Here is a 22,187-nt window from a genome sequence, read left to right on the forward strand (position 1 = left end):
TGTCAGAAAAAACTTTCGTAATTTGGTTAAAAGTTTACACCATCTTATGAAAATATTCACTGCAGAACAAATACGTGACTGGGACCGGTTTACCATTTCGAATGAACCTGTTTCATCCATCCAGCTTATGGAAAGGGCTTCGGAAGCATTGGCAGGCTGGATCTCTGAAAACTGTAAAAATTATAGGAAATTTGCCGTTTTCTGTGGAAACGGAAACAATGGCGGTGATGGTTTTGCTGTTGCAAGAATACTTTATCTGAAAGGTTTCGATGTAGATGTATTTATTAAAGATTCCCGATCAAAGTTTTCAGACGACGGAACAGTGAACTTTAAAAAGCTGAGGGATTTTTCAGGGATATCCGTAAAAGAATTCAAAGATATAGATCAGAATCATTTTGATGCTAAAACAATCATTATTGATGCACTCTTTGGAACCGGATTGTCCAGGAATATAGAAGGTGAATATAAAGAAATCATCGATCAGTTAAATGAAAGAAGCAATATTAAAATCTCTGTGGACATTCCCTCCGGTCTTTTCACGGACAGAATTTCTCAGAAAGACGCCACTGTTTTTAAGGCAGATTATACTTTGAGCTTCCAATCCTGGAAAAAAGCTTTTTTACATCCTGAAACAGGGCCTTATGCCGGAAAAGTGATTATTCTGGATATAGATCTAAGCAAAGAATATGTTTCCCATACAGAAACTGATGATTTTGTTATTGATGATACCGTTATTGAAAATATCTTTAAGCCGAGATCAGAATTTTCCCACAAAGGGACTTACGGTAAAGTTACAATAGCTGCCGGAAGCTATGGGAAAATAGGAGCAGCAGTACTTTCCACAAGGTCTGCATTGAAAACGGGTGCAGGTCTTACATTTACCCTTGCTCCCAACTGTGGTTATGAAATTCTTCAGTCTTCCTGCCCGGAAGCCATGTTCATTAAAGGAGGGGAAACTTATATTGAGCATTTTGATATAGAAAAAGATACTGTAGCCGGAATAGGTCCCGGCTTAGGAACTGATGCTGAAACCCGGAAGGCATTCTTAAAATTTTTAAAAGAATATTCAAAACCCCTGGTTTTGGATGCCGATGCCTTGAATATTATTGCAAAGAATGAATCGAACTTAAAATTAATTCCTGAAAACTCCATCCTAACTCCGCATCCTAAAGAATTTGAACGGCTTTTTGGAAAATCAGAAGACTCTTATCAAAGACTCGATCTGGCAAAAAATAAGGCTAAAGAATTCCGGATATATATTGTTTTGAAAGATCATCATACCCAGGTTATTACCCCTGAAGGAAAGGTTTACTATAATATTACAGGGAATTCAGGGTTGGCAAAAGGAGGGAGCGGTGATATTCTTACCGGTATTATCACATCGCTTGCAGCCCAGCAATATTCTGAGGAAGAGGCAGCAATTCTGGGAATCTGGCTCCATGGAAAAGCAGCTGATTTTGCCGCGGAAAAACACTCCAGGGAATCAATGCTGCCAACAGACGTTATCAATGAGCTGGGAAATGTATTTAAGCTTTTGGAAAGATAGCCTTAAAGAAAATAAATAAAAAAAGCTTTTCAGAAATGACTCTGAAAAGCTTTAATTTTTGTGTTATTACTGAATTATTCAGGTTTTTCGTTTTCTGCCTGAGTAATTTTGAATTTTTTTGAAATAATCATGATAACCACTCCTGCAATCATAAACGGAATGGAAAGCACCTGTCCCGTATTCAGTCCGCCAATCTGGATGAACTCGTCGCCCTGAGGCTCTTTGAGGAATTCAACAAAGAACCTGATCGCCCAAAGGATAATAAAGAACAACCCGAACAGCCATCCCTGCTGGTATTTTTTATTTGTTTTTCTATATAATATCCATAATAAAACAAAAAGACACACATAACCGATGGCTTCAAGGAGCTGGCCCGGATAGCGGGGAACCGTAGGGCCATATTCACTGCTCTGCTGTGGGAAAAGGATAGCCAAAGGAGAATCAGGAGCAGCAGCTTTTCCTACAATCTCAGAATTGAAAAAATTCCCAAGCCTTACAAATGCACCGCCCAAAGCAACTACAATGCCCAGTCTGTCATACACCCAGAAAGGATTTTTTCTGATGATTTTGAATGAATAATATAATGTAGTGAAAATTAAAGCAATTGTAGCTCCATGGCTGGCAAGCCCTGAAAATCCTGTGAATTTAATTCCGTTTTTAGTGCTTATCGGCAGAAATACACTCCAGAAATCTTCTTTAAACAATTCTGGCTGATAGAAAATAACATGGCCTAATCTTGCTCCCAAAATAGTTCCGATCAGCGTCCATGTGAAAAGCGGTTCAAGGTATTTCTGGTTTACATTGTCGATCTTGAAGATCCTTGACATCAGAACATAGCCGAAACCAAAGGCAAAAACGAACATCAGGCTATAAAAATGCAAGGTGGCTGAAAATATGTGAATACCTTTTGAAGGATCCCAGATTTTGAAAGGCGTTTCCAGGGCTACAGTGTCAGATCCGTTAATTGGTTTTGCTGTTTTTACGGCATATTTGAAATCGGTGATATTTTCTTTTGTAGCGGGACTGTCGATCAGCTTAAAATTCTTGTCAAAAAACTGGTAGCGGGCAGTCTTGTATTTTTCTAAAGTTGTTGCGCTGTAGTTAAAATAAGCAGGTTCAAAATTGGATTCGTTCAGAATAACCAAAACATCGTTGCCTGTAGCTTTTTCCGGAAAAGCATTAAGGTCACCTATTTCTGTGGTGGAAAAGATTTTTACCGGAACATTGTTTCCGTTTACCTTCAGAGTTCCGTCGGATAAACCTCCGGGGTAATTCTGGGCAAACATAGATTGGGTAATGAATGCAAATACGATGAGGTAAATTCTGAAAATTAGATTACTCATTTCTATTGATTTAATAGTTTATTACTGATTTAATTTTTTCGGGGGAACGGGATCATAGCCGCTGCCTCCCCACGGATGACATTTTGAAATTCTTCTGATGCCCAGCCACAATCCTTTGAATATACCATGCACCTGAAGGGCTTCCACCATATAATGGGAGCAGGTAGGTTCATACCGGCAGTTTTTGGGAAGTAGGGGCGAAATAAACCATTGGTAAAATTTGATCAAAATTACCAAAGGAAAACTGATGACTTTATTGAATGTAAGTTTCAAAACAATACAAAAATAGGGTAAATAAATTAAAATTGGTTTAATTTTGTTAGAAGTTTCAGGGATCGTATACCTCTGAATCTGTTGATCAAAAAATAAAATATCTTGAGCCAGAATATACCATTAGCCGAAAAATTAAGACCCAAAACCCTCGATGAAGTTCTTGGGCAGGAACATCTTACCGGTGAAAAAGGGACAATCCGAAAAATGATTGAAAATAACACATTAAATTCACTGATTCTCTGGGGTCCTCCTGGAACCGGAAAAACAACCCTTGCTGAAATTATTTCAGAAAAATCGGGCAGGAAGTTCTATAAGCTTTCAGCAGTTTCTTCAGGGGTTAAGGATGTACGTGATGTGATTGAGGATGCTAAAAAGCAGAATCTTTTTTCCGGAAAGTCTCCCATTTTATTCATCGATGAAATCCACCGGTTCAACAAATCCCAGCAGGATTCCTTACTGCATGCTGTAGAGAAGGGCTGGATCGTATTAATTGGCGCTACTACAGAAAATCCAAGCTTTGAAGTGGTATCTGCACTTTTGTCAAGAAGTCAGGTATATATTTTAAAGGCATTGAGCTACGAAAAACTGGAGGACCTGATAGATACTGCTTCCCGTAGATACAATAAAGATGAAGGAACAGATTTTAAGATCATGGAAAAAGAAGCATTCATCCAGTATTCCGGCGGGGATGCCAGAAAGCTGATCAATTCCGTTGAGCTGGTCCTGAACCAATACAGGAATTCGGACACAAAAGAGATCACGAATGAAGATGTTCTGGGTGTTTTGCAGGAAACAATGGCGCTTTATGATAAAAACGGTGAGCAGCACTACGATATTATTTCCGCTTTCATAAAATCTATGCGTGGGGGAGATCCGAACGGAGCGGTGTACTGGCTGGCGAGAATGATTGCAGGCGGGGAAGACATCAAGTTTATTGCACGCAGGATGCTTATTCTTGCCGCAGAAGATATCGGGTTGGCCAATCCTAATGCTTTGGTGATTGCGAACAACTGCTTTCAGGCCATTAATGTAATAGGAAACCCGGAATCAAGGATCATTTTAAGTGAAACGGCAGTTTATCTTGCTGTTTCTCCTAAAAGCAATTCTACCTATATGGCTATTAATGATGCATTGGCTCTTGTCAAGAAAACTGGAAACCTGCCTGTTCCTCTGCATCTGCGAAACGCACCGACCAAACTGATGAAGGACTTGGATTACGGTAAAGAATATAAATATGCCCATTCCTATGAAGGGAATTTTGTAGAACAGGATTTTCTGCCTGAAGAAATTAAAAACGAAAAGCTTTACCAGCCGGGCAACAACGCTACCGAGAAGAAGATCTACGAGGAGCTGAAGAAAAAATGGAGCGACAGATATTAAAATAAAAAGGATACTTTCAAAGTATCCTTTTGTTATATAATTGATAAGTATTGTGCTATTATTTTATACCATTTGTACTCAGGAAAACGGTTTTTCTTCCGTCATGATCCTTTACTTCCACATTACCCATGATGTCACCATAGATCTTTGTGCTGCTGTCAGGGAATTCGTAACCTTCAATAAAAACCGGTGTATTTTCAGGTACTCCGTATTGTGAATTCAGCTGGGCTAGGGAGATGGTATCCAAACCTTCTTGCCCATTCTTGATTTTAAATTCCGTCAGGCCTTTTTCTGCAATGAAGCTGTATTTTTTTAAACCCTGAGGCAGGCCGGCTGGACTTTTATAAACATTTGAGCTCTGAACAATGGCTTTTCTTGCATTGAACATGCCTACTGTTCCTACTACATCATTGGCAACCGCGAATTTTACAGAAGGATTTTTCTGGGCAGATAATGCTACAGATGATAATATTAAAAAAGAATAGAGTATTTTTTTCATAACCGGATATGTAACTGTTAAAAACTGGATAAATATAATTAATTTTTACAAAATGTGAATGAATTTTTAAATATTGTTTAGAAATAAAAACATTTGTTAGGAATTTTTAATTTTTAGAAAAGCTATTGGAGGCTTCTTATTAACTTTCTTTTTCTTCCTCTTTTTTATCAACCATATTTTTGATAATGTTTTTCAGCCTCTGAAAGGTGAAAGAACTTAGTAATAAAATGATTCCCAGTATGATAAAGGCAGTAATTCTTGAAATATTGTCCATTTGCCATACATCATAGCTGTAAAGCTTCAGGACCATAATTCCTATGAGGACAAAACCAATTCTGCTGTATTCCGGAATGTTCTTTTTTAAGCTCATGTATATAAAAATACTGGCCAGCACAGTCCATATGATCGGAAGATAAAGGATATTGAAATGTTCCTTTGCCTTGTAGACAAGGGAAAGATCATTTACGGAGCTGAGAATATAAGTATGATAGAACCCGCAGCTTACGGCAATTACAAGCGTTATTGAAATCATCCAGTAGGAAATTCTGGTTTTGTAAAAATCTGAGCCGGAAGCGGTATTCCACAAAATATATACAAAAGGAATCCAGTGAAGAAGATGGATCATGTAAAAACCGGCTGTAAGTTTCTTCTGTAAAACTGCATCAACGACTGCTGAAGCCGCAAACGAAGCATTCAAGACAATCAGAATAAGAAACAGATAGATAAGACCTGTCTGAATCATACTGCCGATAGCCAGTTTTTTCCTGAATATCATCAGCATAAAGATATAATAGATGCTGAACAGAAGACCAATACTTGTAACAGCCGGCCACGGCATATCCGAAATATGATAAGTGATCTCCAGAAGAAGCGAAATATAGATGATACTGTAGCTTATAACGGTAAAAACATTTTCAAAAAAACTGTCTTCCTGTTTGTGGGATTCATTGATATTTTTTAACAGGAAAAGATTGATGATCGTAGTCGTAACAGTGACAAGGCTGGTTAAAAAGACAGGATTAAATACAATACCCATGTGTTCTTTGTTCAGGTATTCCGACCATGTTATGATCTGTGCAATGATAACTAGAGGAAACAGAACATAAAAGCATGTTTTGAAAATTGAATGGCCGCTTTTTTTCCAGATATAAAGGAGCAGTGAAGCTTCTATTGCCCAAACACTCGTAATGAGGTGGCTCCTAAACTGAAGAGCAACCGCCACCGTGATCAGGCTTATTGTGAGCGCCGCGAAAATAGAATAACTGAAACCAAAACTCTTTTTTCCATATTCCCTTAAAAGAAGTATACCGTTAAGCGCTGCAAAAAGAAGCGGGAAAATAATGACAGGTTCATAGTGTAATGTCTTGAAAATATAAATCAACCCGATAATACTGGAAAAGTTAATTAATACCAGCAGCAAAGTTTCCCATGGTGAAAGTATATCCTTTTTGAAATGATTCTGAAGAGCAAAAATGTAAAAAATAACATAATTGATCATATAAAAAGCAATGCTCACAAGATCGGGCTGCTTTATAGTCCAGAAGAAAAGATAGAGGCTGGTAAAGATATAAGATGTCCATCCCACGCTCTTCCATTCCTTTAAAAATGAAGTGACGAGCATGCCAATATTCAGAAGCGTAAGGTAGGTGAATAGGAAGAGATAGTTGCTCTCGCCGGTGCTGATCATCAGCGGAGCTGAAAACCCACCGAGTAAGGCAAAAATAATAAGAACCTCGCTTTTGTAATAATGGGCCAGAACAATAGAAATTACAGTAACCAGCGTTGTAATAATAAAAGCAGTATTCTGGGTAAACAGATGGTATTCCCGGAATGCAATGGTGGTTGTAAAATAGAGTACGGCAATTCCCCTCCGGTAATGATGGAAGCAAAAACAGCATAATTCTTCCTCAGAAAATGTCCTGTGAGCATGATTCCTGCTCCTACAGCCAGACCTATTCCGGCCCTTGCACTTTCTCCGATCCAGTTTTTGTCAATGGCATATTTTACAAAATACCCGATTCCCAGAACCAGTGTGAAAATTCCGATAATGGTAAGGATATTTTGTCTTAAAAAGTTAAAAACAGGTTCCAGCCAATCCTTTTCAGGTGCAGGCGGTTCATCAGGAGTTGTTGGTACAGGAGCAATAATATCCTGAGTCTGATGACTTACAGAGACTTCTTCATTCAATACAGGCTGGTAAAGCGTTTCCCTATTTTGTTTGGGCTGATTGATTTTCTGATTCAGATCAAAAACTTCCTTTTCAAGCTTCCTGATCCTGTTATTAAGATGATTGAAGACAAAAAAGATGATGATAATGATGATTAATATCGTCAGAAGCATTCCGCTCATTCTTTAGTTTTTTATCAAATATAAACTAATTGTAACAGGATAAAAAATTAATCCACCACATATTCTGTGATGGATTAACCGTGCAGAGTGATTAAATTTATCTTATTAATTAGATACTTTGTAAATGTAGAAAGAGCTTGTACTGGTTCCTAATATTCCTGCATCAAGAAGTGAAGATCCTGTAAGCCCGAATGAAATTTTATCTCCGGCCTGGAATGAATACAGGGAATTGATGCTGCTTTCAGAAATCGTTAAGCTTAAAACAAGAGGTACGGTAATACCACTGAATACACGACTGTCGATGAGGGTACCGACTCCGGCTCTGTTTCTGAAAATTCCTATTCCCGGGGTATTGGTAAGTAAGGCTGCCTGTAAACCTGCGCCGTAACGGAAAGTGTATCCTACAGCGTATACTCCGGTAGAGGGTATAGTGTACGTATTGTCAGTATCAGAGAATAAAGAACCACTTCCTACTGATCTTTCAGCAGCTAAGAAATTAACTGCTCTGAACCCGGACGGAAAAAGGCCTAAACTGATCAGGTTCAGTCCGGTGGTTTTTTTCGCAGCATACACCGAAGTATTAGTACCGGATGCAGTTGTGGCAGCATCGATAATAATCTGTGGGTCTACCTTGGCAACCTGAAATGTTCCATCATTCACGACCATAAGGGTATATCCCGGCAAAGCGGGGATCATTTGGGTATCCCTTACTTTCAAGGTTCCGTTCACATCCAATGTAGCGGATGGGGTAGCTGTATTGATTCCGACCTGGGAAAATGCTGAAGCTGCAGAAAGAGCTAAAAGCAAGCTGTAAATTTTGGTTTTCATAAGTAAGTTTTTTAGTTAGTTTTCTTGGAGATGAATGCAAAAATCATGCCTTGTATTGCGATTTATTCAATTAAATATTTGTTATGATGTGAATGTTTCAAATATATCTTAATTCTAAAATGCATATTATTCCGTAATATGGTTATGGGATGTTATTTTTTAAAATTATATTGAGGTAAAAATAAATATTTATTTTCATATATCTCTATTAAATGAATTAAATATTTTTTTAAATGTTTAAAGTGTCACTTTTTGTGACAGTGTAAGCCACCGTTATGGCAGGAATGCAACCTGCCAAGATGGCACAGGTTAAAAAAAACACTGCTGTAAGAGCAGTGTTAAATTCTTCTATGTTATATTTTTAACTTTCGAGGAGGAATTCCTTATAGTTTCCAAGGAAATCCACTTCTGCATTAATCGATTCAAGCTCCAGAAGAGCATTGCCGTGAAGTACCTCTTCCCATTTTCCAACAACGTTGATAAAGAAGAAGTAATTGCCAAGCCCTGTTTTCAAAGTCCGAGATTCAATCTTGCTGAGATTCATTTTTCTCCAGGCAAAAACAGAAAGTACCTGGTGAAGGCCACCGGCATGATCCTCCGGAAGATTGATCAGCATGCCTGATTTTTCGCCTAAAATTTCAAGATCTGTATTGTGATACTCGGTTTTCTGCTTGGTAATAACGATAAAACGGGTATGATTCTGTTCAAAATCCTGAATATTCCTCTGGACGATTTTCAATCCATATAAATTGGCTGCAAACTGGTTGGCTACGGCAGCTATCTTTAAATCCTTATTCTCAGAAACGTATTTTGCCGCGGCTGCCGTAGAAGAAAAATCCTGTCTCGTTATATCTTTATAATGGCTGTCCAGAAAATGAAAGCTTTGCGCTAAAGCCTGAGGATGCGAATATATTTTTTCTATATCCTCCATATTGTTCTCAGGGTGGATCATCAGATGATGGGCAATAGGCATTACTCCTTCCGCTTCGATTTTGATGGCTGGTGTTTTATAGAGGTAGTCCAGCGTCATGGAAACTGTACCCTCAATAGAATTTTCCAAAGGGACAACTGCTTTTTCAGCTTCTCCGCTATTCACAGCGTTAAAACAGTCCAGAATATTGGCCTGTGGCAAAAGTTCTTCCCCGGGAAAAAGCTGTGTGGCTGCAAGCTGTGTAAAGCTGGCATGAGGTCCCAAAAATGCAATCTTCATAAGTAAATATAAGGTGTTGTTATGATTAAAAGACAAAGGTGCGAATTATAGTTCAAAGTTTAAAGAAGAGGGTTTAATTAAGGTTATGGGATATAAAGACTCACCCTTCAATTTTCGCTTTTTTATATTTCCTCTGTAGTCTCTTTCCAGTTAGTTTCAATCATCTTCATTAAAAAATCCGGGCATCTTATAATCTTGCTGGTTTTCGCGTCCAGAAAGAAAAGAGTAGTGGATGCCTCCGTGATCTTTACCTTTTCTTCATTGAAGATTTCATATTCAAATTCAATTCTTACCCCCGGTAATTTTTTTACATAGGTATGGATTTCCAGTTTTTGGTCATACAGGGCAGGACGGATGTATTTAATTTTATAATCCGAAACGGGAAGCCAAATTCCTTGGTTTTCAATTTCATCGTATGATATTCCTATGCTTCTGAAGAGTTCCACTCTGCCAATTTCGAAGTACTGCGCATAGTTTCCATAGTACACATATTTCATAGGGTCTGTTTCTCCGTAACGTACTCGTATTGAGTGAGTTGTATGTATCATTTTTAGTCCTTATTTACACATACAAATATATTTTTAAATAATCAATACCTGCAATATTTTTTTTAAAAAGAAAAAATTGGACCTTTGTCTTCCTTCTAAAAAAAGTACTAACAAAGATTTAATCGGGGCATAAATATGGATGAAAATTTAATGATGATATGGCAGAAGTGCCTTCAGTTTATGCGGGATAATTTGAACGCTGCTGAGGACAATTCTGATCTTAAGAAGCTTGAAAAATCCTTCGACATGCTATTCGATAAGGTACAGCCACTTTCGTTGGTTGCCAATAACCTTACGCTTATAGTGCCGAGTGATTTCTACAAGGAATATATTGAGGATAATTACCTGTCCCTGCTTTCTGCTGCCCTGAAGAAAAATCTTGGAAAAGGTGTGAAATTATGGTACTCAGTTATGGAAAACAGGCCAACCGGTGAGGAGAAGCCAGTGACCATGAATATGAAGGGGAAAAGCGTTCCCACCCCAAAAATGCAGGAAACAATGCCGCAGGGATTCTCTGCCAATATTGTAAACCCTTTTGTGGTTCCGGGAATAAGAAAAGTAAATATAGATTCTAACCTGAAGTCTGATTATTCATTTGATAATTATATAGAAGGAGAAAGCAATAAATTTGCTGCCACGGTAGCGAGATCAATAGCCAAAAGACCAGGCGCAACCGCCTTCAATCCATTATTCCTTCACGGAGGTTATGGAGTGGGGAAGACTCACCTGGGGCAGGCTGTGGGACTTGAAGTAAAAAATCAGTTTCCGGATAAAGTGGTTCTTTATCTTTCATCTGAAAAATTCATTCAGCAGTTCATCTCTGCTGCGAAAGCACATAAGCAGACAGAATTTGCCAATTTCTACCAAATGGTGGATGTTTTAATCATCGATGATATTCAGTTCCTGTCCGGTAAATCTGCCACACAGGACAGCTTCTTCCATATCTTTGATCATCTTCACCAGAACGGAAAGCAGATCATCCTTACTTCGGATAAGGCTCCTGCAGATATTATGGATATTCAGGAAAGAATTGTTTCCCGTTTCAAATGGGGACTTTCTGCTGAAATCAAATCTCCGGATCTTTCCACAAGAAGACAGATTATTGTAGACAAATTAAGCAGAGACGGAATCGTTCTTCCGGGAGATATGCTTGATTTCCTTGCAGCGGAAGCGAAAACGAATGTAAGAGAGCTTATCGGGGTGATCAATTCTGTAATTGCTTATTCAACTGTTTACAGAAAAGACTTAAGCCTTGAATTACTGAAAGATACGATCAATAAAATTGCTGCCAACCAGAAGAAAGTTATCAACATCCCTTATATCCAGGAAGTGGTATGCGATTATTTCGGAATCAAAAAAGAGCAGCTTCTTTCTAAAACCAGAAAAAGAGAAATTGCCCTTCCCAGACAGCTGGCCATGTATTTCTCCAAAGAGCTGACCAATGCAACCTTTACAAAGATTGGTGAAGAAATGGGCGGGAAAGACCATTCAACAGTAATGTACGCCTGCGATACCATTAAAGACGTATCGAAAATTGACAAAGAAGTAAAGAAGTACGTTAAAGATCTTGCTGAAAGAATTAAGAAATAAAAATAATTCAATCTGAATAAATTGAAATGAAGAATATCCGTATTCTTCATTTTTTATTTAGTTTTGTTGCTGGTAATAACAGAATCTTTAAATAATTAAAATCATTTAATCTTTTATGAAAATACTGATGGTCTGTCTGGGAAACATTTGCAGAAGTCCTTTGGCAGAAGGAATTATGAAAACAAAACTTCCTGAAGGTTTTTTCGTGGATTCCGTTGGGACTATCTCTATGCATGAAGGCGAACATCCCGATAAGCGGGCAATAAAAACAGCGGCAAACCATCATATTGATATTTCAAGGCAAAAATCCAGGCCCATTATAAAAAAAGATCTTGAAACCTTTGATAAAATCTACTGCATGGATATTGACGTTTATGAAGACGTGGTTTCAAAGGCTGAAAATGAAGAACAGCGCCAGAAAATCTCATTATTTCTTGAAGCTTTAGGAGACCATAAAAATGCTGAGGTTCCCGATCCGTACTGGGGAGATATGAAGGATTTTGAAGATGTTTTTCAGTTGTTGGATAAAGGTTGTGATGCTATTAAAAATCAAATTCTATCATAATATGAAAACATTGATTCTTGCCCTTCTCTTAAGCTTTAATTTTTCTGTTGCCCAAACCCGGGATGAAACTGAAATCCGGAAAATAATGGAAGAATTTATGCAATGCATCAAAACCAGGGATGAAGCCAGATTTATATCTTTATTTCAGGAACCTGTACTCTGGACCGGAATTTATAACGACAGAACCCAGGCCAAACGTCTGGAGAAAAATCCTAAAGCGGAATACTATTTTTCAGATGATTATAAAGCCTTTATCAGAAGCTTTAAGGATAATAAATCTGAAGAAAAATTCGACAATATCAAAATCATTGAAGATGGAGCTATAGCCTCTGCCAACTTTGACTACAGTTTCTGGTACGACGGGAAAATGGAAAATTGGGGTAAAGAAATATGGACTCTGATGAAGATCCACGGAAAATGGAAAATTACTTCAGTCACTTTTTCTATGGATCTTTATGAATATTTCCCTCAGCCTTCACTAAAAGAAAGAACTAAAAAACAATAAAATGCTTTTTTTACTCCCAGCCTATTTATCAGAAAATACTTCTATCACTCACTTTTCGCCCGTTCTGAAAGATTATATCATGCAGACGGACTATTTTTTTGTTGAAAATGAAAAAACTGCCAGAAAGGTTATTAAATTCTTCGCCCCTGAAAAAAAGCAGGCTGATCTGAAATTGTTTTTATTAGACAAATACACAGAAAATGCCGATATTAAGGAAGCTCAGAGCTTGATGCTGCAGGGACAGGATTTCGGTCTTCTTTCTGAAGCCGGTCTTCCGTGCATTGCAGATCCCGGAAACCTGATCGTGAAATGGTGCCATGAGAAAAATATCAGGGTGATTCCTGTTTCAGGGCCATCATCCATCATCCTTGCCTTGATTTCAAGCGGTTTCAATGGTCAGGAATTCACTTTTCATGGGTATTTACCGATAGATAAAGGTGAAAAAAAGAAACAGATCCAGCGTTTGGAAAGTCTGGTTCAGCAGACCGGCTATTCCCAGATTTTTATGGAAACTCCATACAGAAACAATCCGCTTTTTGAAGACCTTACGAAATTTCTTTCTCCCAATACCAAACTGTGTATTGCTGCCAATATCAACGATCCGGAGCACGAATTTATCCTGACAAAAACCATTAATGACTGGAAAAAAGCAAAGCCGGAGCTTCACAAAATTCCTGCGGTCTTCGTACTGGGAAAATAATGTCATTGCGAACCATAGGTGAAGCAATCTCTATACTATGAATTTGATTTATGGTGTAGTATTGTTGATTGGGATTCTTTTTTCTTCTCGCAGATTTGGCAGATTGCGCAGATGTTTGCGTTATAGTTATGCTTTTATTTGTTAAAATATAAGAGTATTATTGAGCATGTTTTATCCATAATTATAAAATCAAAATAGGCATAAACATCTGCACAATCTGCACAATCTGCGAGAGATTATTTTATAAATTATTAGCCACCCTTTTTATTCCATCTAAAATATTGGTAGTATTAAAGTTAATAAGCAATCCCAACTTCTTATTCGAAAGCTTCAGATAAGTTGCCAACTGTTTAAAATGAATATCTTCTAAATTTTTCACTGATTTAAGTTCCAGGATTACCTTATCCTCAACCAGAATGTCTATTCTAAAATTAAAGTCAAACTCTTTACCATCATAAACGATTGGAATGGCAGATTCAGCTTTTACGTCAAGCCCATTCTCCTGTAATTCGTAGATAAGAATTTTCTGATAAACAATTTCTAAAAGGCCTGGCCCCAGTTTGTTGTATACATTGAAGATACATTTTCTTACCATATAAGAAATCTCGTTTTCGTCCATTTATTTGTGTTTTATATTCCTCCAATTTAATATTTTAAATGACTCAATACAGAATTTATTTTTTTTAACTGTTATAACTACTTAACAACCATAAAAATCTGCGCAATCTGCCAAATCTGCGAGAATTAAATAAATACTCTCATTTTCAACTTAACCTTTCCCCAAAAAACATTTAACAGCCCTTAACGTTCCCTTTGCACCATTCTTGTTTTATACTAAGTATAACACCAAAAAATAGATTATGTCAGACAAGAAATTAGCAGGAATCTGGATCGATTCAGAAAAAGCAATTGTAGTAAAGAATCACGATGCTCAGAATGCATTCAAATTTTTCCTTTGTAGTCCTGTAAAAGCAGAAATACAGCATGGAAACTCAAGTGAAAATGCATCGAACAATGCAGAACGTACCAATAGAGTGAAATTCTTCAAAGAAGTGGAGCATCTTCTTACCAATTCCCAGGAAGTGTATATTACAGGTCCGGGAACCATTCAGGAAGAGCTCAAAAACTATCTTCATGATATAGCTCAGTTCAAAAACCTTAAAATAACATTGGATACGGCACAGAAAATGTCGGATGAGCAGGTTCTTGAAACAGTTAAAGAATATTTCAATGCTTAGATTATTGATAATGCAATAAAAATCCGGATATCAGTAATGGTATCCGGATTTTTATATGAAAAACAGATTTATTTTTTTGTTCTGCCAGCTTTCCACTTTCTCCATAAAAAGATAATAATAGGAATGATCAGCAGGAACGGCCAGAATGAAATAATTCCCAATAGAAAACTCACAAAGCTGTTCCATCCTTCAGTCACAGAATCGGCAAAGCGGCTTCCGAAACCAATTTTTGAAGTTGAAGAACTTCTCACTTTTTCTTTATATAAGCTTAAATTCAGGGTGCTGTACTTCACCCGGTCATCGATAAACCGAAGCTTACCTTCCGCTACATCAATTTCATCTTCCAGTTCACGGATCGTCTCCTGAATCTCGATCATATCTTTAGTGGTAGAAGCTTTTTAAGCATATCCCGGTACTTTTCCAGATAGATTTTTTTATTGGCCAGTTTGATCGAAACATTGGTGTATTCTTCCGTCACGTCATCAGAGGAGATGTTTTTGGACAGTACAGAGCCGACTCCGTCAGAAAATGAATTGACCAACGCATCAAAATTCTTATGAGGAACACGGATAACCAGCTCCAGATTATCATCCATATCAGTATTCTGAAACTGCTCATTTTGAATGTAAGCATTGTTTTTCTTTAGAATTTCTCCGACCTGAGTCTGGGCTTTTTTTATATCTCCGACCTGGATTTTCATGTTGCCATTTTTAATGATCTTTTGGGAGATAGTATCTATTTTCTTCGGTGCTACAGGAGATTGAGAGGATTGATCTTCATCAGGAAGGAGCTTTTCAGAAATTGCATTGGGAGGAGCTATTTGTTGAACTTCTTTTGGGGGTGGTGGGGCTTCTACATCATATGCGGCCACAGCCGGAGAAGAGTTTACGGATTCCAGTTCAGATTTCTTACATCCCAACATTAAAAGAGTTATGAATAAAAGCAGAAATGTCTTTTTCATGGTATTTTTTTAAATGAACTTATCAAAAATTATGCTTAAATATTTATTTTATTTCAAATTCACACACAAAAAAGATTTAATCGCTTAAATTTTTTAGAATTAAACTTTATACATCAAAAAAAGACCTAAGTTTTAAAATAAAGCTTTTGTGACTTTGTGTTTTGTAAAGTTTAAAAAACTTTATTTTTATAAAATTCATTGAGATTGGTAAAAGCCAATTGAAAATCTAAATTATTTTTTATTTTTAATGAATGAAAAAAAGTCTTTTAGCATTCGTATTTTCTCCGTTTCTGATCTATGCACAGGAAGTCCCTAAGCTGACTGATGAAATGGCAGTTAAGTTATTGGAAAAACCACTTCATTGCATCAACCAGGAATATCCCAATAAAACGGCACACATCATCAACAACGCAGGCGAAGTTACTTTAACTCCTAAAGACCTGCATCCAAGCTTTTATGGCTGTTTCGACTGGCACAGTTCTGTTCACGGACATTGGATGCTGGTAAGGCTGCTGAAGACAAAGCCGGATCTGGCCAATGCAAAAGACCTTGAAAAGATTCTTGACCATTCATTAAGCAAAGAAAATTTACAGGCTGAAGCCGACTATTTTACCAAATATGAGCTGACAGCCACCTTTGAAAGAACATATGGCTGGGCCTGGCTGCTAAAACTTGACGAAGAACTGACTACCTGGAACCATCCGAAAGCTAAAATCTGGCACGAGAATTTAAAACCGCTTACCGGGCAGATCTTAAAATCATGGAAGGCTTACCTTCCGAAGCAAACCTATCCGAACAGAACCGGTGTCCATCCGAATACTGCATTTGGACTTGCCTTCGCGATTGATTGGGCGGTTGCCAATAATGACAAAGAATTTGAGACCCAGCTGAAAGAAAAGGCAAAATATTTTTATGGGAAAGACCAGAAAACCCCGGCCTACCTGGAACCAGACGGGTCGGATTTCTTTTCGCCAAGCCTTGAAATTGCCGATCTCATGAGAAGAGTTCTTCCTCAAAAGGAATTTGTGCTTTGGCTAAACAGCTTCTATGAAAAAAGAAGCCTGGAAAATATTGAAAAAATCCCTGTGGTAAGTGATCTTAGCGACTATCAAACCGTTCACCTCGTAGGATTGTCGTTTTCCAAAGCATGGTGCATGAAAGGAATATCAAAAGCACTTCCCAATGGGCATCCTTTAAAAAAGGCTTTTAAGAAAACGGCTGACGTATTCTTAGCGAACGGACTTCCTCTTTTATTTCAGGGGAATTATGGCGGAGATCACTGGCTGGCAAGTTTTGCCGTTTATTCCCTGGAAGACTAAAAGATTGTAAGCACGGAATATATTGGCTACATTTGTCTTTATGTCAGCCTTAGAAAAATTCGGTGTTGAGATTTTTACCCAGCACAATATTTTCGAGAGAATTTCTGCGGATAAACCCTTCCGTCCGGATAATCCTGCTTTTATTTTTATTAAATCAGGGACTATAAAGCTCCGCCAGCATTTCAGCGATCTGGAGCTTTCTGCCAATATGTTTATGGTTACCGATCCGCAGACTATTTATGAAATGGTTTCCGTAAGCGGGGACTTCCAGTCAAGAATGGTTTCTTACAAAAGAGAGTTTATTTCTGCTTTGTCTCTTAAATTTAACAGGCTGATTACCTACCGCTATTTCCGTCAGCAGATGAATAAAGGCGTTCCTTTTCCTGAAAATGAAATGGAGGTGGTATGGAAAAGCGTGAATTTTTTGAAATTTATCCTTGATTCAGATACGGAAATGCTGTATAAAAAAGAAATGGTAGAGCATCTTTTCTCCGTTTTCTGCTATCAGATGGCGGGAATTATTTCTAAGGAAGATACCAATTCTATGAACCAGATGTCCAGGCAGGAAGAAATTGTTTTTGTATTTCTTACAGACCTTGCAGAACATCATCTCACAGAAAGAACCGTTGAGTTTTATGCCGAACGCCAATCCATTACAACCAGACATCTTTCTTCGGTTGTGAAATCCATTACCGGGAAATCTGCCAGCCAGATTATTGCTTTAATCGTAATGAATGAGGCAAAAGTGCTTTTAAACTCTTCCAATAAGCCGGTTTCGGAAATTTCATCAATTCTTGGTTTTAGTGATCAATACGCATTTTCCCACTTTTTCAAAAAACATCTTGAAATAAGCCCCAGACAGTACAGACATCAGTTCGAAAACTAAAATCTTACATTTGAACATCTTTTTCCAAAATTCAAACATTTGATTGACTTTTTTGCTGCCGTAACTTTGCCTTCGTAAAACAAGGTAAAATGATAAATAACATAAAAACAGCACTGTCATTCATGATAGGTGTATTCCCTGCGCTGTTTTTTTCTCAGCAGATTAAAGAAATGACTGCAGGTGAAGCTGCTGATCTGGCAGTGAAAAACCACCAGCAGTTAAAGGTAGCTGCACAGAATATTGACATCGCAAAACAAAATACCAACGTTGTAAAACTTCAAAAGCTTCCCAATATTACAGCTTCTACAAGCCAGTTTTATCTAGGGGATGCCGTAGCAATTGACAAAGATTTTTCAAATTCGACCAATATTCCGATGCCTCACTACGGAAGCTCATATGCTGTACAGGCAACCCAGCTAATTTTCAAAGGAGGTCTGGTGAATAAGTCCATCGAAATGGCCGGACTTCGTGAGCAGCTTTCTGAGCTTGACCTGGAAAAAAACAAACAGGATGTAAAATTTCTTGTAATTTCCAATTATCTCGATGTCTATAAGATATTCAATCAGGAAACCGTTTTTCAGAATAATAAAAAGCTTGCTCAGGAACGCCTGAAAAATATTCAGAAGTTTTATCAGCAGGGAATGGTGACCCGTAATGAAGTGATCCGGGGAGAACTGGCCATTAAAAACCTTGATCAGGGAATCCTAACCTTGGGTAACAATAAAAAAATCCTTAATTATAATTTAAATATTGCTTTAGGGCTTCCTTCCGGGACAGAAATTGTTCCTGTGGAAAGCTTAGAGAATAAAGAATCGGGAATCGGAATAGATTACTATATGGATCTTGCTCATAACAGCAACCCGCAGCTGAAATCAGCAAAGAAAAACATTGATGTAGCTGATAAAAATATAGAAATCATTAAAACAGATCAGTTACCGACACTTTCCGGCTTTGGAGGATATACTCTGCAACGTCCTATCACAACAAGAAACCCGGTTCTGGATATGTACTCCGGAGGTTGGCAGGCAGGCGTTTCTTTGAGCTATAATATTGATAATTTATACAAAACAAAAGAAAAGGTAAAGCTTGGTGAATTGCAGAAAACACAGGCAGGAGATGCCGTAACCCTGGTACAGCAGAACGTGGACATGGCAGTGAATGCAGCCTATGTAAAATACCAGGAATCTATCCAGCAGGCAGACATTCTGAATGATTCTAAAAGACTGGCAGAGGAAAACTACAAGATCACCGAAGCTAAATATTTAAACCAGTTAGCCGTACAGGCTGAAATGATTGATGCCCAGAACCAGAAGCTTCAGGCTGAGCTGGATTTTGCCAACGCAGAAATTAATGTATTATACCAATATTATAACCTGCTGAAGGCTGCGGGAACACTTTAATTTTAAAACTGAAAATCAAGATAATGGAAAACAAGGAACAAACCACTCAAAATACTCAGGCCGCTCCCGCACAGTCAGGAGCTGCAGTGAAAAAGAAACAGAACAAAAAAAATAAGATCAGGGCTATCATTTCCAATATTGTGGTATTTCTGCTGATAGGATTCGGGCTTTTCTGGCTGGTCCGCGAATATTTTCACATCGGGGACAAAACCTACACGGAAGCGGCCCAAGTGGAGGAATTTATCAATCCGATCAATACAAGAGTTTCGGCTTATATCAAAGAAATAAAATTCATCGAACACCAGCACGTTAAAAAAGGAGATACATTGGTTATTCTTGACAAAAATGAATTATTAACCCAATTGGGTCAGGCAGAAGCTGCTTATCAGAATGCTTTGGCTCAGAGATCGGCAACAAGCTCATCCGTGAATACAGTTTCCAATAACGTTAGTGTAATGGAATCCAATATCGCAGGGGCAAAAGCAAGATTGTGGAATGCCGAGCAGAATTTAAACAGGTATAAAAACCTTCTTGCCGCAGAAGCTGTTACCAGACAACAGTACGACCAGATCAAAACTGAATATGATGCCCAGAAAGCGGCGTATGAGACACTGGTTAACCAAAAACAGTCGGCAAACCTTTCCACAACTGAAGTTAAAAGCAAGCTGGGAATTAATGATGCTGAGATCAAAAGAACGAAATCGGCATTGGATATGGCAAAAATCAATCTTTCTTATACGGTCATTACAGCTCCGTATGACGGGATAATGGGCCGCAGAACAATTTCTGAAGGGCAGCTGATCCAACCGGGACAGCAGGTTGCAACAATCGTTCTTAACGGGCAGAAATGGGTAACGGCTAACTTTTTGGAAAGCCAGATGCCGAATATTAAAATCGGAGAGAAAATAACGATGACTGCCGATGCTTTGGGAGGAAAGAAATTTGAGGGGGTAGTGACAGCAATTTCTGCTGCAACGGGTTCAAGATATTCCAGTGTTCCTACAGATAATTCCACCGGTAACTTTATCAAGGTTCAGCAGAGAATTCCTGTAAGAATAGAATTCAGTGCTTCCAACAGAAAAGAAGATCTGGATAAGCTGAGCGCGGGAATGAATATGAATGTGAATATTAATTAGGATTGAAGATTTTATAATGGAAGCCGGGAGCCAGAAGATGGAAGTTGATGGGGAAGAAAAAACTTCCGGCTTTTCTCTAATTGATGATCTTTCAAATAGTATATCATTACTTATTTGGAATTATAGAAGTAGACTAACAAAGAGAAACTTCTATCCTCCATCTTCCAGCTTCCATCCTCTAACTTAATATCTAATAAAAATGTACAACAAAGGATTATATCATGACTGGGTGCCCAAACCCGTGCAGCTGCTGCTGATTGTATTGCTGCTTGCAGTGGTAATGCCTATCGGTGGGGTGTATACCGGGAATATCAGTTCTCTGGTAAGTGGTACCGGCGCCATGACAGAATATTTCATGTGGGCTAATTATGCGACTACTATTGGCATGGGAGCCTGTATGCCTGTAGTTCTCAGATTCAAAATGAGATTCAAGGTAAGAGACAAGATGGTTTTGCTTCTGGTCCTTTTAGGTTTGCTTAGCTACGTAAACGGAACTACTTTACAGCCTATGATTTTCGTATTTACAGCTTTAGTGATTGGTTTTATGAAGATGATGGTTACCATAGAGCTGTTTCTGCCGCTGATGGCCATGATCGGAAACCGTGGAATATTTTACGGCGCATTTTATACATTCGTTTTGGTAATGAATCAGGTGGCTACCTATTATGCCGCAGAATTTGCCCTTCTTTACAACTGGCAGCAGTTTTATCTGTTTACAGCCGTTTTATGCTTTATTTTAGCATTGATCCATTGGATTTTTATGCATGATAAATATTTTGCTTTAAAAGTTCCCCTGCATTATATTGATTGGTTAAGTATTATACTTTTCATTTCAACCTTTATGTTTTCAGCGTATGTATATTCGTTTGGAAGGCAGCAGGACTGGTTCAATTCCAGGAATATTTTAAATGCAAGTATTGCTGCTTTTGTGAGTTTTGCCCTGCTTTCTATCCGTCAGCTAACCTTAAAACGGCCGTATCTTTCATTCAGGATTTTTACAAAAAATAATGTACAGCACGGTTTGTTTATGCTGTTTTGGTTGGGAATGTTTTTAGGAACAGCTTCCATTCAGAATACTTTTGCGGTAGGAGTACTGGGATACAATCAGCTGACCAATACCAGACTGAGCCTACTGATGATTCCCGGAATTATCTTAGCCGGAGTGATTGCTATATTTTGGTTCAAAAAAGAAAAGCCTTTGAAAATGTATATTTTTTCCGGTTTTGCAGCCATGGTCGGATACGCTATTATTATGTACTTTTCTATGGTACTGGAATTCAGCTATGACAACTGGTATCTGCCGATGTTTTTAAAAGGCTTCGGAATGTGTTCCCTGTTTATATCTGTTTGGTTTTATACCCTGGATAAGCTTGAAATGGATGAAATGCTTGCTGCGATCGGACTGGTACTGGTTTGGAGGACTTTCCTTGCCGTTGGAATTTTTTCAACACTGTATTCCTGGTTCCAGTATCGTTTTCAGGTGACTGCAGTGGGGGATCTTGCGGTTTATATTGATGGAATGACGGTCACTCCTCAAACTTTGGCGTCTAATATGAAAATACTTCAGCTGAATGCCATTATCATTGCGACCAAAAAGATTTTTGGGTATATTATTTTGGTGGGATTCGGGGTACTGATTTATGTTGCTACCCATCACTTTGGAGCCAAACGTTTTCAATATTTCAGATTTGTAAGAGTTCTTGGTGGTAAATCTGTCATTGCAAGAAGAAGACTTCGGGAAAGAAAAAAACTATTAGAAGAAGTAAAAGACGCTGCAGGACCTGCAGTTTAAAGATACCTTGTTTTTCACTGGTAAAGCTCTGCTATATTTTGTAGTGGGGCTTTACTTTTTTCAATACAATTGTTTTTATTTAGACAAAATAAAATTAAATTTGTAAGAATTAAAAATTA

The 22,187-nt window shown here is 38.0% G+C and carries 19 protein-coding genes and 2 pseudogenes; 12 read left to right on the plus strand and 9 right to left on the minus strand.

All coding sequences use genetic code 11. The features are described 5' to 3' along the window. Nucleotides 1-46: 46 nt before the first annotated feature. The gene (locus tag N4G44_RS06560) at nt 47-1,546 is read left to right on the plus strand and encodes an NAD(P)H-hydrate dehydratase (RefSeq protein ID WP_474925362.1); all 1,500 of its coding nucleotides are present in this window, start codon (nt 47-49) and stop codon (nt 1,544-1,546) included. A gap of 74 nt (nt 1,547-1,620) precedes the next feature. Here N4G44_RS06560 and lgt read toward each other — a convergent pair whose 3' ends face one another. Continuing rightward, complete coding sequence (gene lgt / locus N4G44_RS06565) at nt 1,621-2,487, minus strand: prolipoprotein diacylglyceryl transferase (RefSeq protein WP_474928287.1); 867 nt, start codon at nt 2,485-2,487, stop codon at nt 1,621-1,623. A 423-nt stretch (nt 2,488-2,910) separates the two neighbouring features. Further along, on the minus strand, nt 2,911-3,162 hold the full coding sequence (gene yidD / locus N4G44_RS06570; protein ID WP_474925363.1) for a membrane protein insertion efficiency factor YidD: 252 nt from the start codon (nt 3,160-3,162) through the stop codon (nt 2,911-2,913). Nucleotides 3,163-3,264: 102 nt separating this feature from the next. Here yidD and N4G44_RS06575 point away from each other — a divergent pair, with 102 nt between their 5' ends. Further along, a complete protein-coding gene (locus N4G44_RS06575; RefSeq protein ID WP_474925365.1) occupies nt 3,265-4,542 on the plus strand; it encodes a replication-associated recombination protein A in 1,278 nt (425 codons plus the stop codon). A gap of 58 nt (nt 4,543-4,600) precedes the next feature. Here N4G44_RS06575 and N4G44_RS06580 read toward each other — a convergent pair whose 3' ends face one another. The 5 genes and pseudogenes from N4G44_RS06580 to N4G44_RS06600 form a co-directional block, all read right to left on the minus strand. Continuing rightward, a complete protein-coding gene (locus N4G44_RS06580; RefSeq protein ID WP_474925367.1) occupies nt 4,601-5,041 on the minus strand; it encodes a hypothetical protein in 441 nt (146 codons plus the stop codon). A gap of 139 nt (nt 5,042-5,180) precedes the next feature. After that, nucleotides 5,181-7,390 (minus strand): annotated as a pseudogene (locus N4G44_RS06585) (DUF2339 domain-containing protein). Between the two features lie 105 nt (nt 7,391-7,495). Then, entirely contained in the window at nt 7,496-8,218 is a 723-nt protein-coding gene (locus tag N4G44_RS06590) for a hypothetical protein (protein ID WP_474925369.1), read from the minus strand. 361 nt (nt 8,219-8,579) lie between these two features. Further along, nucleotides 8,580-9,428, minus strand: coding sequence for a prephenate dehydratase (gene pheA, locus N4G44_RS06595; protein ID WP_474925370.1), 849 nt, complete (start codon nt 9,426-9,428; stop codon nt 8,580-8,582). Nucleotides 9,429-9,550: 122 nt separating this feature from the next. Next, nucleotides 9,551-9,976: an acyl-CoA thioesterase gene (locus tag N4G44_RS06600; RefSeq protein WP_474925371.1), complete on the minus strand. Its 426-nt coding sequence runs from the start codon at nt 9,974-9,976 to the stop codon at nt 9,551-9,553. Between the two features lie 135 nt (nt 9,977-10,111). Here N4G44_RS06600 and dnaA point away from each other — a divergent pair, with 135 nt between their 5' ends. The 4 genes from dnaA (at nt 10,112) to N4G44_RS06620 (ending at nt 13,336) form a co-directional block, all read left to right on the plus strand. After that, nucleotides 10,112-11,566, plus strand: coding sequence for a chromosomal replication initiator protein DnaA (gene dnaA, locus N4G44_RS06605; protein WP_048503571.1), 1,455 nt, complete (start codon nt 10,112-10,114; stop codon nt 11,564-11,566). A 115-nt stretch (nt 11,567-11,681) separates the two neighbouring features. Then, nucleotides 11,682-12,131 (plus strand): low molecular weight protein-tyrosine-phosphatase, encoded by a 450-nt coding sequence (locus tag N4G44_RS06610; protein WP_474925374.1) that lies wholly within the window; start codon nt 11,682-11,684, stop codon nt 12,129-12,131. A 1-nt stretch (nt 12,132) separates the two neighbouring features. After that, complete coding sequence (locus N4G44_RS06615) at nt 12,133-12,636, plus strand: Cif family virulence factor (RefSeq protein ID WP_474925376.1); 504 nt, start codon at nt 12,133-12,135, stop codon at nt 12,634-12,636. Between the two features lies 1 nt (nt 12,637). Continuing rightward, the gene (locus N4G44_RS06620; protein ID WP_474925377.1) at nt 12,638-13,336 is read left to right on the plus strand and encodes an SAM-dependent methyltransferase; all 699 of its coding nucleotides are present in this window, start codon (nt 12,638-12,640) and stop codon (nt 13,334-13,336) included. 241 nt (nt 13,337-13,577) lie between these two features. Here the strand turns inward: N4G44_RS06620 and N4G44_RS06625 are convergent, their stop codons facing one another. Beyond that, nucleotides 13,578-13,955: a GxxExxY protein gene (locus tag N4G44_RS06625; RefSeq protein ID WP_474925378.1), complete on the minus strand. Its 378-nt coding sequence runs from the start codon at nt 13,953-13,955 to the stop codon at nt 13,578-13,580. A 241-nt stretch (nt 13,956-14,196) separates the two neighbouring features. On the opposite strand from N4G44_RS06625, the gene N4G44_RS06630 reads away from it, so the two are divergent. After that, entirely contained in the window at nt 14,197-14,574 is a 378-nt protein-coding gene (locus tag N4G44_RS06630; RefSeq protein WP_474925380.1) for a hypothetical protein, read from the plus strand. A gap of 68 nt (nt 14,575-14,642) precedes the next feature. Here the strand turns inward: N4G44_RS06630 and N4G44_RS06635 are convergent. Next, nucleotides 14,643-15,535, minus strand: a pseudogene (locus N4G44_RS06635) (DUF4349 domain-containing protein). A gap of 251 nt (nt 15,536-15,786) precedes the next feature. Here N4G44_RS06635 and N4G44_RS06640 point away from each other — a divergent pair. The 5 genes from N4G44_RS06640 to N4G44_RS06660 all read left to right on the plus strand — a co-directional run bounded on the left by N4G44_RS06640 (nt 15,787) and on the right by N4G44_RS06660 (nt 22,068). Beyond that, nucleotides 15,787-16,854 carry a DUF2891 domain-containing protein gene (locus tag N4G44_RS06640; RefSeq protein ID WP_474925382.1) on the plus strand — a complete coding sequence of 356 codons (1,068 nt, stop codon included), beginning with the start codon at nt 15,787-15,789 and terminating at the stop codon, nt 16,852-16,854. Between the two features lie 40 nt (nt 16,855-16,894). Continuing rightward, the gene (locus N4G44_RS06645; protein ID WP_474925383.1) at nt 16,895-17,740 is read left to right on the plus strand and encodes a helix-turn-helix domain-containing protein; all 846 of its coding nucleotides are present in this window, start codon (nt 16,895-16,897) and stop codon (nt 17,738-17,740) included. Between the two features lie 89 nt (nt 17,741-17,829). Further along, nucleotides 17,830-19,140, plus strand: coding sequence for a TolC family protein (locus N4G44_RS06650; RefSeq protein ID WP_474925385.1), 1,311 nt, complete (start codon nt 17,830-17,832; stop codon nt 19,138-19,140). 23 nt (nt 19,141-19,163) lie between these two features. Further along, entirely contained in the window at nt 19,164-20,276 is a 1,113-nt protein-coding gene (locus N4G44_RS06655) for an HlyD family secretion protein (protein ID WP_474925386.1), read from the plus strand. A gap of 199 nt (nt 20,277-20,475) precedes the next feature. Next, nucleotides 20,476-22,068, plus strand: a complete 1,593-nt coding sequence (locus N4G44_RS06660) for an efflux MFS transporter permease (RefSeq protein ID WP_474925390.1) — start codon at nt 20,476-20,478, stop codon at nt 22,066-22,068. Nucleotides 22,069-22,187: the final 119 nt, after the last annotated feature.

Source organism: Chryseobacterium sp. GTID13, assembly GCF_056172655.1.

Coding starts and splice junctions, on each gene's coding strand:
- pheA (WP_474925370.1), bottom strand. CDS start 9,428: ATGAAGATTGCATTTTTGGGACCTCATGCCAGCTTTACACAGCTTGCA.
- N4G44_RS06640 (WP_474925382.1), top strand. CDS start 15,787: ATGAAAAAAAGTCTTTTAGCATTCGTATTTTCTCCGTTTCTGATCTAT.
- N4G44_RS06625 (WP_474925378.1), bottom strand. CDS start 13,955: ATGGACGAAAACGAGATTTCTTATATGGTAAGAAAATGTATCTTCAAT.
- N4G44_RS06600 (WP_474925371.1), bottom strand. CDS start 9,976: ATGATACATACAACTCACTCAATACGAGTACGTTACGGAGAAACAGAC.
- N4G44_RS06630 (WP_474925380.1), top strand. CDS start 14,197: ATGTCAGACAAGAAATTAGCAGGAATCTGGATCGATTCAGAAAAAGCA.
- N4G44_RS06580 (WP_474925367.1), bottom strand. CDS start 5,041: ATGAAAAAAATACTCTATTCTTTTTTAATATTATCATCTGTAGCATTA.
- N4G44_RS06650 (WP_474925385.1), top strand. CDS start 17,830: ATGATAAATAACATAAAAACAGCACTGTCATTCATGATAGGTGTATTC.
- N4G44_RS06560 (WP_474925362.1), top strand. CDS start 47: ATGAAAATATTCACTGCAGAACAAATACGTGACTGGGACCGGTTTACC.
- N4G44_RS06590 (WP_474925369.1), bottom strand. CDS start 8,218: ATGAAAACCAAAATTTACAGCTTGCTTTTAGCTCTTTCTGCAGCTTCA.
- dnaA (WP_048503571.1), top strand. CDS start 10,112: ATGGATGAAAATTTAATGATGATATGGCAGAAGTGCCTTCAGTTTATG.
- N4G44_RS06655 (WP_474925386.1), top strand. CDS start 19,164: ATGGAAAACAAGGAACAAACCACTCAAAATACTCAGGCCGCTCCCGCA.
- N4G44_RS06610 (WP_474925374.1), top strand. CDS start 11,682: ATGAAAATACTGATGGTCTGTCTGGGAAACATTTGCAGAAGTCCTTTG.
- N4G44_RS06660 (WP_474925390.1), top strand. CDS start 20,476: ATGTACAACAAAGGATTATATCATGACTGGGTGCCCAAACCCGTGCAG.
- N4G44_RS06620 (WP_474925377.1), top strand. CDS start 12,638: ATGCTTTTTTTACTCCCAGCCTATTTATCAGAAAATACTTCTATCACT.
- N4G44_RS06645 (WP_474925383.1), top strand. CDS start 16,895: ATGTCAGCCTTAGAAAAATTCGGTGTTGAGATTTTTACCCAGCACAAT.
- N4G44_RS06615 (WP_474925376.1), top strand. CDS start 12,133: ATGAAAACATTGATTCTTGCCCTTCTCTTAAGCTTTAATTTTTCTGTT.